Origin of the sequence: Streptomyces sp. NPDC087787 (assembly GCF_044743035.1) — a bacterium.
GTDB lineage: Bacteria > Actinomycetota > Actinomycetes > Streptomycetales > Streptomycetaceae > Streptomyces.
Genome location: NZ_JBIUVQ010000005.1, coordinates 57,048 through 71,585, shown reverse-complemented (window position 1 = coordinate 71,585; position 14,538 = coordinate 57,048). Strand labels below are relative to the sequence as shown.

Annotated in this window: 12 protein-coding genes; 8 read left to right on the top strand and 4 right to left on the bottom strand. The window is 74.3% G+C overall.

Annotated features, from left to right (window positions below; genetic code table 11):
* Positions 1–104: 104 nt before the first annotated feature.
* The gene (locus ACIOWN_RS10025) at positions 105–545 is read right to left on the bottom strand and encodes a hypothetical protein (protein WP_362350524.1); all 441 of its coding nucleotides are present in this window, start codon (positions 543–545) and stop codon (positions 105–107) included.
* A gap of 124 nt (positions 546–669) precedes the next feature.
* Between ACIOWN_RS10025 and ACIOWN_RS10020 the strand changes: the two genes are divergently transcribed.
* The 6 genes from ACIOWN_RS10020 (at position 670) to ACIOWN_RS09995 (ending at position 9,210) form a co-directional block, all read left to right on the top strand.
* Positions 670–1,731, top strand: coding sequence for a hypothetical protein (locus tag ACIOWN_RS10020; protein ID WP_362350521.1), 1,062 nt, complete (start codon positions 670–672; stop codon positions 1,729–1,731).
* A gap of 159 nt (positions 1,732–1,890) precedes the next feature.
* Positions 1,891–2,235, top strand: coding sequence for a hypothetical protein (locus ACIOWN_RS10015; RefSeq protein ID WP_401981445.1), 345 nt, complete (start codon positions 1,891–1,893; stop codon positions 2,233–2,235).
* 4 nt (positions 2,236–2,239) lie between these two features.
* Complete coding sequence (locus tag ACIOWN_RS10010) at positions 2,240–5,053, top strand: caspase family protein (protein ID WP_362350515.1); 2,814 nt, start codon at positions 2,240–2,242, stop codon at positions 5,051–5,053.
* Positions 5,053–6,441, top strand: coding sequence for an extracellular solute-binding protein (locus ACIOWN_RS10005; protein WP_362350512.1), 1,389 nt, complete (start codon positions 5,053–5,055; stop codon positions 6,439–6,441). Before ACIOWN_RS10010 ends, ACIOWN_RS10005 begins: the two co-directional genes overlap by 1 nt.
* 388 nt (positions 6,442–6,829) lie before the next feature.
* A complete protein-coding gene (locus tag ACIOWN_RS10000; RefSeq protein ID WP_362350509.1) occupies positions 6,830–8,173 on the top strand; it encodes a helix-turn-helix transcriptional regulator in 1,344 nt (447 codons plus the stop codon).
* Between the two features lie 200 nt (positions 8,174–8,373).
* A complete protein-coding gene (locus ACIOWN_RS09995; RefSeq protein WP_401981441.1) occupies positions 8,374–9,210 on the top strand; it encodes a GAF and ANTAR domain-containing protein in 837 nt (278 codons plus the stop codon).
* Between the two features lie 18 nt (positions 9,211–9,228).
* Here the strand turns inward: ACIOWN_RS09995 and ACIOWN_RS09990 are convergent, their stop codons facing one another.
* The gene (locus tag ACIOWN_RS09990) at positions 9,229–9,993 is read right to left on the bottom strand and encodes a hypothetical protein (RefSeq protein ID WP_362350505.1); all 765 of its coding nucleotides are present in this window, start codon (positions 9,991–9,993) and stop codon (positions 9,229–9,231) included.
* A gap of 230 nt (positions 9,994–10,223) precedes the next feature.
* Between ACIOWN_RS09990 and ACIOWN_RS09985 the strand changes: the two genes are divergently transcribed.
* On the top strand, positions 10,224–10,376 hold the full coding sequence (locus ACIOWN_RS09985; RefSeq protein WP_401981439.1) for a hypothetical protein: 153 nt from the start codon (positions 10,224–10,226) through the stop codon (positions 10,374–10,376).
* 58 nt (positions 10,377–10,434) lie between these two features.
* Here ACIOWN_RS09985 and ACIOWN_RS09980 read toward each other — a convergent pair whose 3' ends face one another.
* Positions 10,435–11,412 carry an LAETG motif-containing sortase-dependent surface protein gene (locus ACIOWN_RS09980; RefSeq protein WP_362350502.1) on the bottom strand — a complete coding sequence of 326 codons (978 nt, stop codon included), beginning with the start codon at positions 11,410–11,412 and terminating at the stop codon, positions 10,435–10,437.
* Between the two features lie 340 nt (positions 11,413–11,752).
* On the opposite strand from ACIOWN_RS09980, the gene ACIOWN_RS09975 reads away from it, so the two are divergent.
* Entirely contained in the window at positions 11,753–13,438 is a 1,686-nt protein-coding gene (locus ACIOWN_RS09975) for a glycoside hydrolase family 13 protein (protein WP_362350499.1), read from the top strand.
* A gap of 78 nt (positions 13,439–13,516) precedes the next feature.
* On the opposite strand, the gene ACIOWN_RS09970 is transcribed toward ACIOWN_RS09975, so the two are convergent.
* Positions 13,517–14,233: a DUF4142 domain-containing protein gene (locus ACIOWN_RS09970; protein WP_362350496.1), complete on the bottom strand. Its 717-nt coding sequence runs from the start codon at positions 14,231–14,233 to the stop codon at positions 13,517–13,519.
* Positions 14,234–14,538 lie beyond the last annotated feature (305 nt).

The following is a 14,538-nucleotide window of genomic DNA, read 5'->3' as shown; positions in this document are numbered from 1 at the left end:
CCGTCGCCCGCCCCTCCGCGAGCGGAGGGGCGGCATTCGGGTGACCGGGAGAGGGCGGGCGGGCCGGCCGGGCGCCGGCCGGGGTGCGTCAGCGGGTCAGCGGGTCAACCGACGCGATGGCCCGCCGCGTCCTCGTGCGTGTAGAACCAGTAGAAGCAGAAGAGGCCCGCGACGATGCCGATCCCCAGGGACAGGCCCACCACCGACATGATCGCGTGGCCGCTCTGGCTGTAGAGGAAGCCGAACGCCACGCCGATGAAGGCGAACCACAGCGCGGCGTGCTGCTCCCGTCGCAACCGGGGGCCCACGACGAGGACGGCCGCCAGGAGCACGGCGAACACGATCGTGGTCACGAAGCCGAACAGCACGTTCCAGCCCGTGATCGGCCCGCCGTGGCGCCGGTCGGCCGCGGCCCAGTAGCCGTAGACGAGCCCCAGCGCGAGCGGTCCCGCCCACCGGCCGACGGCATGGGCGCGGGCGCTGAACAGGTCGGGCGGGCGGGTGGTGCGGGTGGTGATGCCGGACGCGGGTGCCACGTGAACCATGAGAGCGCTCCTCTCTCCTCGCCCCCCGCATACCAGAGCACACCGGGGAAGGGGCCCTGGCAAGTCGGTGGAGCCGTTAACGTGCTGGCGTAAGCGACCGACCGGATCACGACACGGGGGGACGATGCCCGGAACCGTGCTGCTGCTCGCGGCCGCGCCCGTGGGCAGGGGACGTCTGGTGGACGCCGCGTCCGTGCTGCCGGTGCTGGCCGCCGTGGCGCCCTCCGTGCTGTCCGGCACGGACACGGCGACCGTGGTGGAGCTCGCCGACCCGCTGGAGCCGCAGGCCGTGCTCACCCGGCTGCGCGCGGCCGCGGCGGCGCCCGGCCCGCTGACCGTGTTCGTCGCCGGACAGCTCCAGCTCGACCGCCGCCAGCGTCTGCTCCACCTGGCGCTCGCCCGCACCGCACCGGCGACCGTCCGCTACACGGCCCTGCCCTGGCACTGGCTGCGCGAGGAACTGCGGCTGCGCCCGGACGGCACGACCACGGTCGTGGCCGATCTGCACGCGGACGCCGAGAGCTGGGCGCTGCTGCGCGGGCGCCCCCTGGACTGCGGGCGCAACATCGCCCTGTACGGCCGGGTCGCACCGCCGCCGGCCCGGCGCACGGTGGCGGCACCGGCGTACATGAGGGCGGTGGCGACGATCCTGCGCAGCGGGCACCGGCCGCCGCCGGCGGAGCTGCACGAGCAGGCACTGTCGCGGCTCACCGAGGAGGACGGCCGCCCCGGCCTCGTGCTCACCGCGCCCGGCCCGGTGCCGGCCGACCCGCACACGGCCATCGCCGCCTGCGTGCGGTCCGGACGGCACGGTGACGCCGACGCGCTCGCCGCCCGCTGGGAGCGGGCCGCCGCCCTCGAGCACGGAGCGGCCTCCGAGGACGCGCTGCACTGGGCCGAGGTCCGCGCGGACCTGGCGATGCTCGCGGGCGACGCCGCCCGCAGCTGCCGGGCCTGGCTGACGGTGGCCGCCACGCGTCTGGACATGGGCCAGGCCGCCGACGCCGTGCCGGTCGAGACCGCCGTCGACCGCGCCCACCACCAGTGGGGGCTGATCCACGATCCCGGACGTGCCCGCGAACTCGGTTCGGTGCTCGCGGAGTTGCGCGGCCGGGTGCCGGGCCGCCGACAGGGCGCCCTTGACCATGTGCGCCGCCAGCTCAGCCAGTTGCAGGAACAGGCCTGACGCGGCTCTCGTACCCGGCTGCGGCTGCGGCTGCGGCTGCGGCGCGGACCCGGCCCCGGTCTCGCCGCGGACGGTACGGGTCCGGCGTGGCCGAAATGCGCCCTCCCGGGGAGTTGTGTCCCGCTGCCAGAATGATGAGTTATGGCTGAGGGGGATGGCGTGGCCGGCCGAGGTGTACGGGTCCGGCTGGACGGAAGTGCGAGCAGCAAGGACGTCGGCGCGCTGAAGGCGTGGCTGGAGCGGGAGAAACCGCTGGAGGAACTGGTCCGGCAGGGCCGGCTGCGGATCGACGAGCGGCCGCGCTCGGACGTGCCGCCCGGCCGCATGGGCGCCGGCATGGAGATCCTGCTGTTCCTGCTCGGCGCGGGCGCCGAAGCCGTGTTCGACGAGCTGGTGGCGCAGACCAGGCGGGCGGTGGCGGCCTGGCTGGAGAACCGCCGCCGGGTGGAGTCCGGCGACTCACCCGAGACCCACGTCGATCCGGTGCACCACGACGAGGGGTAGCCCCGTGGACCGTTTCGACCCGCGGGGGCGGGTGAACCGGGCGCTGCTGGTCGGTGTGGAGGAGTACGAGCACACGCAGCCGGACGATCCGGAGGGTGTGCCCGGCCAACTGCCTGCCGTCCGGCACAACCTGAGGCGGCTGGAGGGCGTGCTGCGCCGGGGCGGGATCTTCGGCGCGCGGAACGGCGACGGCGGGCGGGGGGACGACGGCGGGCAGGGGGACGGCGGCGGGCGGGACGGGATCACCGTCCTGCGCTCGCCGTCCCTGGACCAGTTCAGCGAGGCGCTGCGCACCGCCGCCCAGGACGCCGAGGGGCTGCTGCTGTGCTACTTCGCCGGGCACGGCGCCGTGCCGAGCGCGGGCAACGAGCTGTTCCTCCAGATGCGCAACGCGCGCGTGGTCGCCGGCGGCCGGGCCGTGTTCCCGGGCGCGGACGCGTTCACCGGGGTGCTCACCGTGCTCGCCGGGAGCCAGGCCGAGCGGATCGTGGTGATCCTCGACTGCTGCTACGCGGGTAACGCCGCCAAGGTGTGGCACGACTTCGCCGACCGCCGGCACCGGATCCTGCTGCTGATGAGCGTGCAGGCCAACCGGCTCATCGACTCGGGCGACGGCACGAGAGCCACCCCGTTCACCGAAGAACTCGTGCAACTCCTCGACATCGACGAGGAGTTGTCCTTTGTGGAGCTGTCCGACCAGCTGCGCGGGCAGATGGCCGAAGCGGGCCGCAGGACCCCGCTCGGGGACCTGTGGGAGCCGCAGTCCGCCGCCGAACCGGGTATGGACGTGCTGCTGACGGCGGGGGAGGAAGGGCGGGCGGACGGGCGGAAGGGCGAACAGGAAGACGGGCCGCAGGGCGGGCAGAAGGGCGAGCAGGAACAGGAGGACGGTCCGGGGCAGCCGTCCCTGACCCCGTCGGACCCGGCGCAGTCGTCCGAGGAGCCCGCGCCCTCGGCGCAGTCCTCCGAACAGCCGCCGCGCACCGAGCCGCCGGACGGGCGGTCCGGCTCCGAGCAGGCGGCGGGTACGGGGAGCCCGGTCCGCTTCCTGGTGGCCCTGCTCGCCGCGCTGCTCGCCCGGACGCGTGCCGTGATCGACTGGTTCGCCGGACTGCGCACCAGGACCCGGGTCGTGGTGAGCGCGCTGCTGGCGCTCGCGCTCGCCGCGCTCGGTGCCGGCGGCTACGAACTCGTCGGGCCCGGCGGTGGCCACTCCTGCGCGCCGCCGCTCGAACTGCGCCTGCTGACCGACCCCGACCTGGAACCGACGGTACGGGCCGCCGCGGACGCCTATCTGACCTCGCGGGCCAACACCACCGGGCACGGCTGCCGCCGCAGCGGCATCACCGTCTACAGCGCGGGCGCGACCGCCGCGGTCACCGCGCTGCGCCGGGAGAGCGACGCCTGGCAGGAACCCCGCGTGGAGGACACCAACCCGCAGCGGGACGTCGGGCCGCAGCCGGACGTGTGGATCCCCGCCTCGGGCACCGGGGCGGCCCGGGTCACCACCGACTGGACCACCCGCAGCTACGTCGAACTCCAGCCGGACGAGGGGCCGTTCGTGTACTCGCCCGTCGTGCTCGCCGTGCCGCAGGACCTCGCCGGGGCCCGACTCGACGAGCGCGTCGGGCTGCCGCTGTCCCGGCTGACCGCGAACCTGACGAAGCAGGACCGGAACGCCGGAGTGCTCCGGCCCGACCCGGAGTTCACCGACTCCGCGCTGCTGGCGACCATCGGCCTGTACGGCCCCGCCACCGACTCGCGCGCCGCCGAGCAGCGCGTGCGCCCCGCGGGACCGCCCTCGCCGACCGCCGCCGCGCTGCTGTGCGCGCTGCCGGCCGACCGCGCCGCGGACGGCCGCACCGCCGTGCTCGTGCCGGAGTTCCTGCTCAGGAGCGGGGTGGGCTGCGCGCGGAAGACCCGTGTGCCGCGGACCGCCGAGTACCCCGTCGACGTGCCGGCGCTGACGCCCACCTTCGTGCGGGTCCGCTGGGAGGGCGGCGACCTGGACGCGGCGGCGCGGGACGACGCCGTCGGCCGCTTCCGCACCTGGCTCACCGGAGAGGACGGCCTGGCCGCGTTCGCCGCCGCCGGCTTCCGGTCGGCGACGGAATCCGGCCACCGGCTGCTCGATGCGGACCACGTCGGCGTGGGCGTGCTGCGCGGCCCCAGCCCGCTGCCGGGCGCGGCCCGCCGGACGGCGATGGAGGAGGCCCTCACGCGGTACCGCAGCGCCCACGGCCCCGGCCGGGTCCTCTACCTGCTCGACAGCTCCGGTTCGATGAACACGCGGTGGCTGGGGCCCGGCGGCGGCCCCGGCATCCTGAAGCAGTCGTTGGGCGGGCTCGGCGCCCAGGACGACTACGGGGTGTGGGCGGTCCACGGCACCGGCGGCGACCGGTCCCACCAGGAGCTGCTTCCCTACGGGCACCACCGCCGCGCCGACGCCGAGCGCGTCGTCGACGCCGAGGCGCGGGTGCGCGACGCCGAGGCCGACCCGCACGCGGCGCTGCTCGACGCGCTGGACGACATGGCAGGGCGCGGCACCGACGACCAGCGGCCGCAGCTGATCGTCTACATCACCGACGACGAGGACAACAACCGGCTGACCGGCAAGAACCTGGACGAGGTGCTGGCCCGGGCGCGGAAGGCGAAGGTGCCGGTGGACATGGTGTCCCTGGTCAGCGGCTCCTGCGACGCGGACCGGCCGGACGCCCGGATCGCCGAGGCGAGCGGCGGCCGCTGCCTGGACGCGGGCGACGATCCCGGCCGGGGCCTGCGCGACGAGGTGGCCCGAGTGGGGACGGGGGAGCACTGATGGCACGACGACCGGCCGTGACGCTCGCCCGGCTGCTGGTGCTGCCGCTGCTCGCGGCCACCGCCTGCACCGGGGGCGGGCCACGGGACGGGCAGACGCCCGCCGCCGACGTGCCCGGGGACATCGTGGTGGCCAGCGGCCGGGACGTGACCGGCAAGAACGGCGTCCGCCAGCAGCTCATCGACGCCTGGAACCGGCAGCAGGAACAGCAGGACTCCGGCTACCACGCCCGGCTCGTGGAACTGCCCGGATCCGCCGACCAGCAGCGCAGCCAGCTGCTGGGCGCGCTCCAGTCGGGCAGCGCCCACTACGACGTGGTCAACCTGGACGTCACCTGGGTGCCGGAGTTCGCCGAGGCGGACCTGGTCAGGCGGCTGTCCGACGAGGCCGTCGACGACGACGTCATCAAGTCCGTGGCGGGCACCGCCCGCTGGAAGGACAAGGTGTACGCGGTGCCGTTCAACAGCGACGTCGGTCTGCTCTACTACCGGCGCGACTATCTGAGCCGGGCGGGCGTCCAGCGGACCGACCCGGACGCGATCCGCACCTGGCACGACCTGCTCGGGCTCGGCGACACCCTCGACTCGCGCCCGCCCAAGGGGTACGAGAAGCTCTGGACCACGCAACTGGCCGCCTACGAGGGCCGTACGGTCAACGCCGTGGAGGCGTTCGCCTCGGCGACCGACGACTTCGCGCTCACCGACGCCTCCGGCCGCTACACCGGCGATCTGCGGGAGCTGACCGACGGCATCGCGGAGCTGCGCCGGCGCACCGACAAGCCGTACACCCTGGACAGCGCCCTGGGCTCCGACGAGGCGTCCTCGCTCAGCGACTTCGAGAACGGCCGCACCGCCTTCCTGCGGCAGTGGCCGTACGCCTACGGCACGCTGCACCAGAGTTTCACCGAGCAGCAGCTCGGCGTGGCCCGGCTGCCCGGCAGGGCGGTGCTCGGCGGGCAGAACCTGGCGGTGACCCGGTCCTCGCAGCGGGCCGGGAAGGCGGCCGAGCTGATCACGTTCCTCACCAGCCCCCAGAGCGAACGCTGCCTGCTGGACGCGGGCTTCGCCGCCACCCGTACGTCGGCGTACACCGACGACCAGGTCCGCTGCGAGGCCTCCTCGGGCTCGGGCGGTTCGCCGTCGGCTTCGCCCACCGGCGAGAGCACCGACCGAGTGCCCCGTGACGCGGCCGGCCGTCCCGGCTATGCCCGCGGCATCCTGCTGCCCGCCCTCCAGCGGGCGGTCTCCCGCCCGCGCACCCCGCTCTACGGGGCGTTCACCCAGACCTTCACTGCCGAGCTGGGCGCCCTGTTCACCGACGATCCGCCCAGTGACGCGGTGCTGGCCGGCCGGCTGGACGAGGCGCTGAGCCGGGCGCTGCCGGGCTGAGCGCGAGCATGCGAGAGGCCGCCTCGGGCCGCTAGCGGCTCTGCACGGCCTGCGGGGCCGGGGCCGGGTCGGACGACGAGGCCACCGGTCCGGCGTTGGCCGCCGCGATCAGGGCGGCCACGGCTATGAGGGCCGCGCCGAATCCTCTGACGCAACGTGCGGAGAAGTGTCCTTGGCGCGCGACAGTGCGTCCGAGCACGGCAACCGACCTCGCAACGACAGTGATGGATTAAGCGCGTTTAACGCTGTCTCCAACGTAGGGGGTGGAAAGGCCGAACGGAAAGGCCGCCAGGGCGAGTTGGGGGCCACTGGGCGTAAGGTCCGGTGCTGACCCCTGGTCAGTCCTGCACGGCTCGTCACCAGGCGGCTTGCTGGCATGATGAAGCGCATGGCGAAGCGGGACGACCCGGAGACCATCGGGCGCAGGGTGCAGCGGCTACGGCGGGAACAGGGCCTGACCCAGCGGCAGTTGGCGGAGCCGGCGTACACCCCCGCGTACATCTCCACGCTTGAGGCGGGCCGGGTCCGGCCCTCCGACGATGCGCTCAGGCACGTCGCCGAGCGGCTCGGGGTCGCCTTCGACGAGCTCGCCACCGGACGCCCCGCCCATCTCGCCACCGACCTGCGTCTGAGGCTGACCGAGGCCCGGCGCACGCTCGCCACCGGGGAGTCCGAGAAGGCGGCCGAGCAGTACACCCGGCTGCTGGCGGAGGCCGAGGAGCACGAACTCGTCGACGTCCAGGCCGAGGCGCTGCTCGGGCTCGGCGAATGCGCTCTGGAGACCGGTGAGCTGGAGAGCGGCCGCCAGTTCTTCGAACGCTCGGAGCAGGCACTCGCCGACGCGCCGCTGCCCGCCCGCGTCCCCGCGCTGCGCGGCCGCGCCGTCTCCCACTACCTGGCGGGGGAGCTGCGGTACGCCGTCTACCTGATGGAGTCCACCCTCGACGAGCTCAACCGCGGCGGACTGCACGACCCGGACGCGCTGCTGCTGCTCTACGCCGGTGTCATCGGGCCGTACATGGACATGGGGGCGCACGCGCGGGCGGCCCAGGCCGCCGAGCTCGCGCTCGCGCTGGCCCCGCAGGCCGGCGATCCCGCGCTGGTGGCCCGGATGCACCGGTCGGTGGCGCGCACCCTGCTCGCCGAGGGCCGCATCGCCGAGGCCGACGCCTCGCTCGCCAAGGCCGCCGAGCTGTACCGGACCCTCCAACTGCGCACCGAACTCGCCAACTGCCACTGGATGCGCGGCTACGTCTGCGCCCAGAACGGCGAACTGAAGCTCGCGGAGAAGGAGTTGAGAGCCGCCCAGGCCATGCTGTCCGCCAAGCGGGCCGCGCTCTACACCAGCCAGGTCGCGGTCGAGCTGGCCGACGTCCTGCACCGGCGCGGCAAGTCGGAGGAGGCGGCCGAGCTGCTGCGGGACGTCCTCGGTGATCTCTCCCCCGAGCGGGGCGCCGTGCACGCCGCCGCCGCGCACCGGTTGCTCGGCATCATCGCCGAGGACGCCCGCGACACGGAGGCCGCCGAGGAGCACTACGTGCGGGCGCTGAGCCTGCTGGAGCGGGCGGGCGCCGCCGGTGACCTCGCCGACCTGTGCCGCCTCCTCGGCGACCTGCTGCGCCGCACCGGCCGTGTGGAGGCGGCCCTGGACGCCTACCGCACCGGCCTCGGCCACCGCACCGCTCCCGGCACCACGACCCTGGGCCCGGCCCCGGCGCAGCCGCCGCTGTGACAGCCGTGGCCTGGGCGGATCGCGTGATCCGGGGGCAATTTCCGGGCGGTTTCCCGGTGTGGGCCGGGGGTACCCGCCGCGTGCCCGGGCCGGGGACGCGCGTACGTGCGGTTCTCCTCGTTCGGCGTGTGCGGATGCGTCCGGTCCTGGCGAGGTGCGCGGACGGGTGACGACGGCCGCGCCGATGACGTGAGGAGGCGGTGGCCGTGCGGCCCAGGGACGACGGCCTCGGCGTCCCGGACGAGGAACCCGGCCGGGACGGCCCGGCCGGCCGGGGCGAAGGCCACCCGGAACGCTCCGGCGGGACGCCACGCGAACAGGGCCGTAGGGGAGGCCCGCTGGACGTCGCCGACGTGATCGCCGAGGGCGTGCGGGGCGTACCGGCCGCCGAGATCCCGCGCCGGCTGTGCGCGGTCGCGGTGGAACTGCTGCCGGTGACCGGCGCCAGCGTCTCGCTGCGCGGCAACGGCATGCCCGTGCGGATGGGCGCCAGCGACCCGGCGGCCGCCCGCCTGGCCGAGATCCAGGCCACCCTGGGCGACGGGCCCTCGCTGTACGCGGCCGAGGCCGGTGCGCCCGTGCTGGCCTCCGACCTGACCGCGGGCCGCGACGCCCGGCGCTGGCCGGTGTTCGCCCAGCAGGCGGCCGAGGCCGGCGTCCGGGCCGTGTACTCCGTTCCGCTGGGCGACGACGCCGTCTGCGTGGGCACGCTCGACCTCTACGGCGACGCCCCGCACGAGCTCAGCGGGCGGGAACTGCACACCGCGCGGCTGGTGGCCGGTGTGATGACACTGGCCCTGATGTCCCTGCCCGTGGCCGAGGACGACGACGCCCCCGCGGAGGCGTCCTGGCTGAACGCGGTCGCCGCCGAACAGGACGAGATCTACCAGGCCATCGGCATGATCATGGCCCAGCTCGGAGTCGGCGCCGACGAGGCGCTCGCGCTGCTGCGCGCCCACGCCTTCGCGGAGGGCCGCACGGCACTCGACGTGGCACACGAGGTGATCACGCACCGGATGAGATTCGACGAGGACTAGGGTCTTTCGTTCGGCGGCTCAGGCGTGGGCACGGGCCTTGCGGTGCACTGTCGTCAGGCGGTCCACGGCGTGCTGGACCGCCTGTTCGGTGGCGTTCCGCGCGGGCACGCCCAGGGCGCCGTTGGTGAGGACGATCGCGTCGTCGCCGACGCGTACCGTGGCGAGGTCCACGGTGAGCGTGTCCGCGGACGACTCGTCGGTGAGGGTGAGGCGCAGGCCCTGGCGGGCGTCGCCGGTCTCCGGCAGAGCGAGGTTCGCGACCCGTACGTCCAGGACGCCGGAGCTGGTGGTCCTGGCGGAGAAGTCCGCGCAGGTCTGCGGCATCGCCCTGAGCCACGCGAGGACGCGGTCCACGTCCGGGGCGTGCAGCGCGAGCACCTGGTGGCGCAGCTGGGCCTCGTTCGCGCCGTCGTCGTAGGCGGCCACCGCGTGCGCGCCCGAGGGGGCGCCGAAGGGTTCCTCGGTGTAGAGGGCGTCGAGGAGCCGCCCGCACTCGGAGCTGTCGGCCTGCGCCTTGAGCATGCCGTCCCGCCAGGTCGCCGCGCCCTGGGTCGGCGCCCACCCCGCTCCGAGGTCGGCCTGGGTCAGCAGCGCGGCCCGCGCCTGGTCCTGTGTGAGCGCCGCGGCCGGTGCCGCGGCGGCGGGGCCGGGCGGGCGGGTGGCCATCGGCGCGGGGGCGTGGACGGTCCGGGCGGACTGCCCGGTGGTGCAGGCGGCCCCGGCCAGCAGGGCGGCCGCGCAGAGCGCGGAAGCGGCCAGGACATGGGCCGGGGTACGGGACATGGAGGCCTCCAGACGGACGGGACCCGCACTGCGGACCTGGCGTCCGGGCGGCGGCGCTCCTCCCACGGCACCACCGGGCGGCCCCGGCCACCAGCGCGCCGGTCCGTCCGGGTGAGCGGCGCCGCCGGGGACGGGGGCGCGGTGGCCGGCCGGAGAAGCGACGATGGTGAAAGCCCCGTACGACGGACCACGGCGAGGCAACGTGCGACGAAGCCCGTACGACGGTGTCCGTGCGACGCCCGCGGCCGGGCGAGGCGGAACCGCACGGCGAGGCCCGCGAACAGACCCTGGTGGACGTGGCGTTGGGCATCGACGCCGAGCGGTGTGTCCGGCTGTACCTGGCCGCCGGCGAGGGCACCGGGGCACCGGGCCGACATGCGTGACGCCGGCCACCGTCGGCAAGCCGTGGTGGCCGGCGTCACGCGAGCCGTTGTGCGGGGATCAGGAGGACTGCTTCGCCGCCCGGCGCCGGGTGACGACGACGAGCGCCGCGCCGCCCGCCAGCAGCACCGCGGCGCTGCCCGCGATGAGGCCGGTGTTGCTGCCGCCGCCGGTCTCGGCGAGGTCGCCGCTGCCGCCGTTCGGGGCGGGGGCCGGCGCGGTGGTGGACTCGGAGGCCGACGGGGCCGGGGCCTCGTCCGACGGCGTCGCCGGGGCCGACGACGGGCTCTCCGTCTCGGCGGGGCTCTGCGTGGCCGGAGTCGTCGGCTCCTCGGCCGGGGACGACGGCTCGGAGGACTCGGACTCGGACTCGGACGGGGCCGGCGTGGACGGCGTGGCCGGGGGCTGCTCCTCGGCGGCCGTGCAGTCCTTGGTGCCGCCGTTCCAGGCCGCGATCAGCTTGTCCTTGATGACCGGGCGGTCCGGGCCCTTGGGCAGGTCGCCGTGCTCGAAGCCGTCGTTCGCGTCCTTCTTGCCGTCGAACTTGACCGCGCCGCGGTACAGGTCGACCTGGGCGAAGCAGCCCGCGTCCGGGACGGCGATGTCGAGGGAGTCGGTCTGGCCCCGCTTGACCGTCACCGTGTCGAAGTCGACGAACACCTGCTCGCCGGAGCTGGCGAAGGTCGCGCCGTGGGCGAGGTAGGAGGCCAGGGAGGCGGTGCAGGTCGTGGCGTCGCGGGCGGTGCGGACCTTGACGTGGACCTTGCCGTCCTCGGTGGGCCGCAGGTTCTGGTCGTCGACCTTGACAGCGTCGAAGAAGTTCTTGCCGTCCAGCGAGAACTGGCAGCGGTCGCTCTCGGTGACCGTGCCGGCGCCGGTGCCGGGCTGGTAGCGGCCGCCGTCCTTCCAGCCCTCGCCACCGGGCGCGCTGTGCGCCCAGGCACCGGAGGCGGCGGCGACGGAGGCCGCACACAGGGCGAGCGTGGCGACGCCCGTTCCCAGCAGGCGGGCGGCGGAGACACGACTGGCTATGGACATACGGATCCCATCTTGCTCGTGCGCGAGGTGGCTGGTCGCGGGGCAATGGCACGGACCGGGACGGGCCGACGGAAGGCCGAAGAGGACAGCGGGCCCATCGGTCACATGCGCCACAGTGTGAGGTCATGCTCGTGCGTGCGACTGAGCCTGTCAATCTGCCGGGCCACAAAGGGACTTCACGCCTTCATCACACTTGTGTCACATAGGGGGCGACTCGTTCCGTCGTGCGGCCGGTGTTCGCTTTTCGGGCCATGTGGACAGACTTACAGAGTTGTGGACAGAGCTCCCGTCTCGCCCGCAGTCATCCGTACCTCCGCGTACGCACCGAAGAGGAGACCGCGTGACCGATCACTCCACCACGCACGACTCCCCGCAGGACACCGCGTCCGACCTGTCGTCCAGGAACCCGGACTGGTGGCGGCAGGCCGTCGTCCACCAGGTCTACCCCCGCAGCTTCGCCGACTCCGACGGGGACGGGCTCGGCGACCTCCGCGGCGTCACCGGGCGGCTGCCGCACCTCGCCGCCCTCGGCGTGGACGCCGTGTGGCTCAGCCCCTTCTACCCCTCCGAGCTGGCCGACGGCGGCTACGACATCGCCGACCACCGCGACGTCGACCCGCGCCTGGGCACCCTGGACGACTTCGCCGCCCTGACCGCCGAGGCGCACCGCCTGGGCCTGAAGGTGATCGTGGACCTCGTCCCCAACCACACCTCCCGCCTGCACCCCTGGTTCCAGGAGGCGCTGCGGGCCGGCCCCGGATCCCCGGCCCGCGACCGCTACGTGTTCCGCGACGGCCGCGGCGCGCACGGCGAACTCCCGCCCACCGACTGGTTGTCCGTCTTCGGTGGCAGCGCCTGGCGGCGGGTGCCGGACGGGCAGTGGTACCTGCACCTGTTCGCGCCCGAGCAGCCGGACCTCAACTGGGACAGCGAGGAGGTGCGCGCCGACTTCCGCACCACGCTGCGGTTCTGGGCCGACCGCGGGGTGGACGGCTTCCGCGTCGACGTGGCGCACGCCCTCGCCAAGGACCTCGACGAGCCGCTGCGGGACGTCGGTGACATCGGCGCCACCGGCGAGGGCGCGCTGCTGCTCGTGCCGCCCGGCAGCCATCCGTACTACGACCGGGACGAGGTGCACGAGATCTACCGCGACTGGCGGCGGATCCTCGACTCCTACTCACCGCCGCGCACGGCGGTCGCCGAGGCCTGGGTGCCGGGCGCCCGGCGCGCGCTGTACGCCCGGCCCGACGAACTGGGCCAGGCCTTCAACTTCGAGTACCTGCAAGCCGGATGGGACGCCGAGCAACTGCGGCAGGTCATCACCGAGTCCCTGGCCACCGCGCGGGCCGCGGGCGCTTCGGCCACCTGGGTGCTGTCCAACCACGACGTCGTACGGCACACCTCGCGCCTGATGCTCCCGCCCGGCACCGACGAGAACGCCTGGCTGCTGTCCGGCGGCCGCGTCCCGGCCGTCGACGAGGCCGCGGGACTGCGGCGCGCCCGCGCGGCGACGCTGCTGATGCTGGCGCTGCCCGGCTCCGCCTACCTCTACCAGGGCGAGGAGCTGGGGCTGCCGGAGGTCGCCGACCTGCCCGCCGAGGTGCTCCAGGACCCGGTGTGGGAGCAGACCGGCCACGCCCGCAAGGGCCGCGACGGCTGCCGGGTGCCGCTGCCGTGGACCAGCACCGGACCGTCGCACGGCTTCGGGCCCGGCGCCGCCTGGCTGCCGCAGCCTCCGGGGTTCGCCGCGTACGCCGTCGAGGCGCAGGACGGGGTGGAGGGCTCGACCCTGGAGCTGTACCGCTCGGCGCTGCGGCTGCGCCGCAAGCTGCTGGAGGGTGAGTCGCTGACCTGGGTGGAGGACGGCCCGGCCGGGGTGCTGGCGTTCGTCCGCTCCGGCGGCCGGCGGTGCGTCACCAACCTGTCGGACCGTGCCGTGCCGCTGCCGCCGGGGGAGGTGCTGCTGAGCAGTTCGCCCCTGACGGGGCGCCGGCTGGACCCGGACACCACCGTGTGGCTCGCTTAGGGCCTCTCGTTCGGACCATTCCGGCTCGCGGGGCGCGGGTCCCCGCGCGCGGGCTTCCTCCCGCGCGCGGGTTCCGGCTCAGCCCGCCGCCGGGCTGGGGCTCGGGTCGCCGGGCAGCACGAGCGGGCTCGACGTGGCGTTCGGCGGCGGGGTGAGCACGACCTCGGGCTGTCCGCCGGAGGGGGGCGGCGGGGTCAGGTCCGAGTTGGGCAGCTTGGGCGGGGTCGTCTGCATGAAGAGCACCTGGTCGAAGTTGACCAGGCCGGTGTCCTCCATGACCGTGATGTGGTCCAGGACGGTGGCGTTGGCCTGGTTGGCGAGCTCGCGGACCAGGTCGTTCTTGGTGGTGGAGCGGATCTTCGCGATGGTGTTGAAGATCGCGCCGTGCGTCACGCGCAGGATGTTGGCCATGTCGGAGTCGAACTGCTTGCCGTCGTCCCCGGCGAGCTGGGTGACGAAGCCTTGCTGCTGGGGGCTGGCCACGTTCGGCAGCGTGATGTTGAGCAGGGGCGCGATCCTGCGGCAGCTCACGTCCAGCGCCGCGTGCCCGTCGATCAGGTGCTCGCCGGCCCTGACGACCTCCTTGGTGGTCCCCTTCTTCACCGCCATCTCGCCCACGGGGTACTCCCACAGCCCGGCCGCGCGCACCTTGACCACGAAGTCCCGGTCCGCCTCCGTCAGCGGACCCCACTGGGTCTGGGAGATGACCCGGGAGCCGTCGCTGGAGACCTTCTCCAGGCCCAGCATGCTCGGGTAGGCGAGCGCGACCAGGGTCAGACTGAGTGCCCCGCCCACGAAAAGAGTTCCCGTCGCGTTCCGCGAAAAGCGCACCGTGCCTCCTGCCCGGTCAAGGTCCCGCCGTGGGCGGTTCGAACACCCACATGTACGGGCCGGGAAGCCCGAAGAACCTTTTGATTCGGTAAAAAATATCGAACACGACGTGAGGCTGCTCACGCGGGTGAGAAGTTCGCCCCGCCCTGCTGGCAGTCGCGTCCAAGTCATCTTTCATACATCAGGGTTGACGGAACGTTGACCCGTTGGGGGGGAGAGCTCTGGCGAAAGCTCGCACTACCGGCAGCGCCTGCCCGGCGGCCGGCTCG

Coding starts and splice junctions, on each gene's coding strand:
- ACIOWN_RS10020 (WP_362350521.1), top strand. CDS start 670: ATGCCCGGAACCGTGCTGCTGCTCGCGGCCGCGCCCGTGGGCAGGGGA.
- ACIOWN_RS09990 (WP_362350505.1), bottom strand. CDS start 9,993: ATGTCCCGTACCCCGGCCCATGTCCTGGCCGCTTCCGCGCTCTGCGCG.
- ACIOWN_RS09980 (WP_362350502.1), bottom strand. CDS start 11,412: ATGTCCATAGCCAGTCGTGTCTCCGCCGCCCGCCTGCTGGGAACGGGC.
- ACIOWN_RS10000 (WP_362350509.1), top strand. CDS start 6,830: ATGGCGAAGCGGGACGACCCGGAGACCATCGGGCGCAGGGTGCAGCGG.
- ACIOWN_RS10005 (WP_362350512.1), top strand. CDS start 5,053: ATGGCACGACGACCGGCCGTGACGCTCGCCCGGCTGCTGGTGCTGCCG.
- ACIOWN_RS10025 (WP_362350524.1), bottom strand. CDS start 545: ATGGTTCACGTGGCACCCGCGTCCGGCATCACCACCCGCACCACCCGC.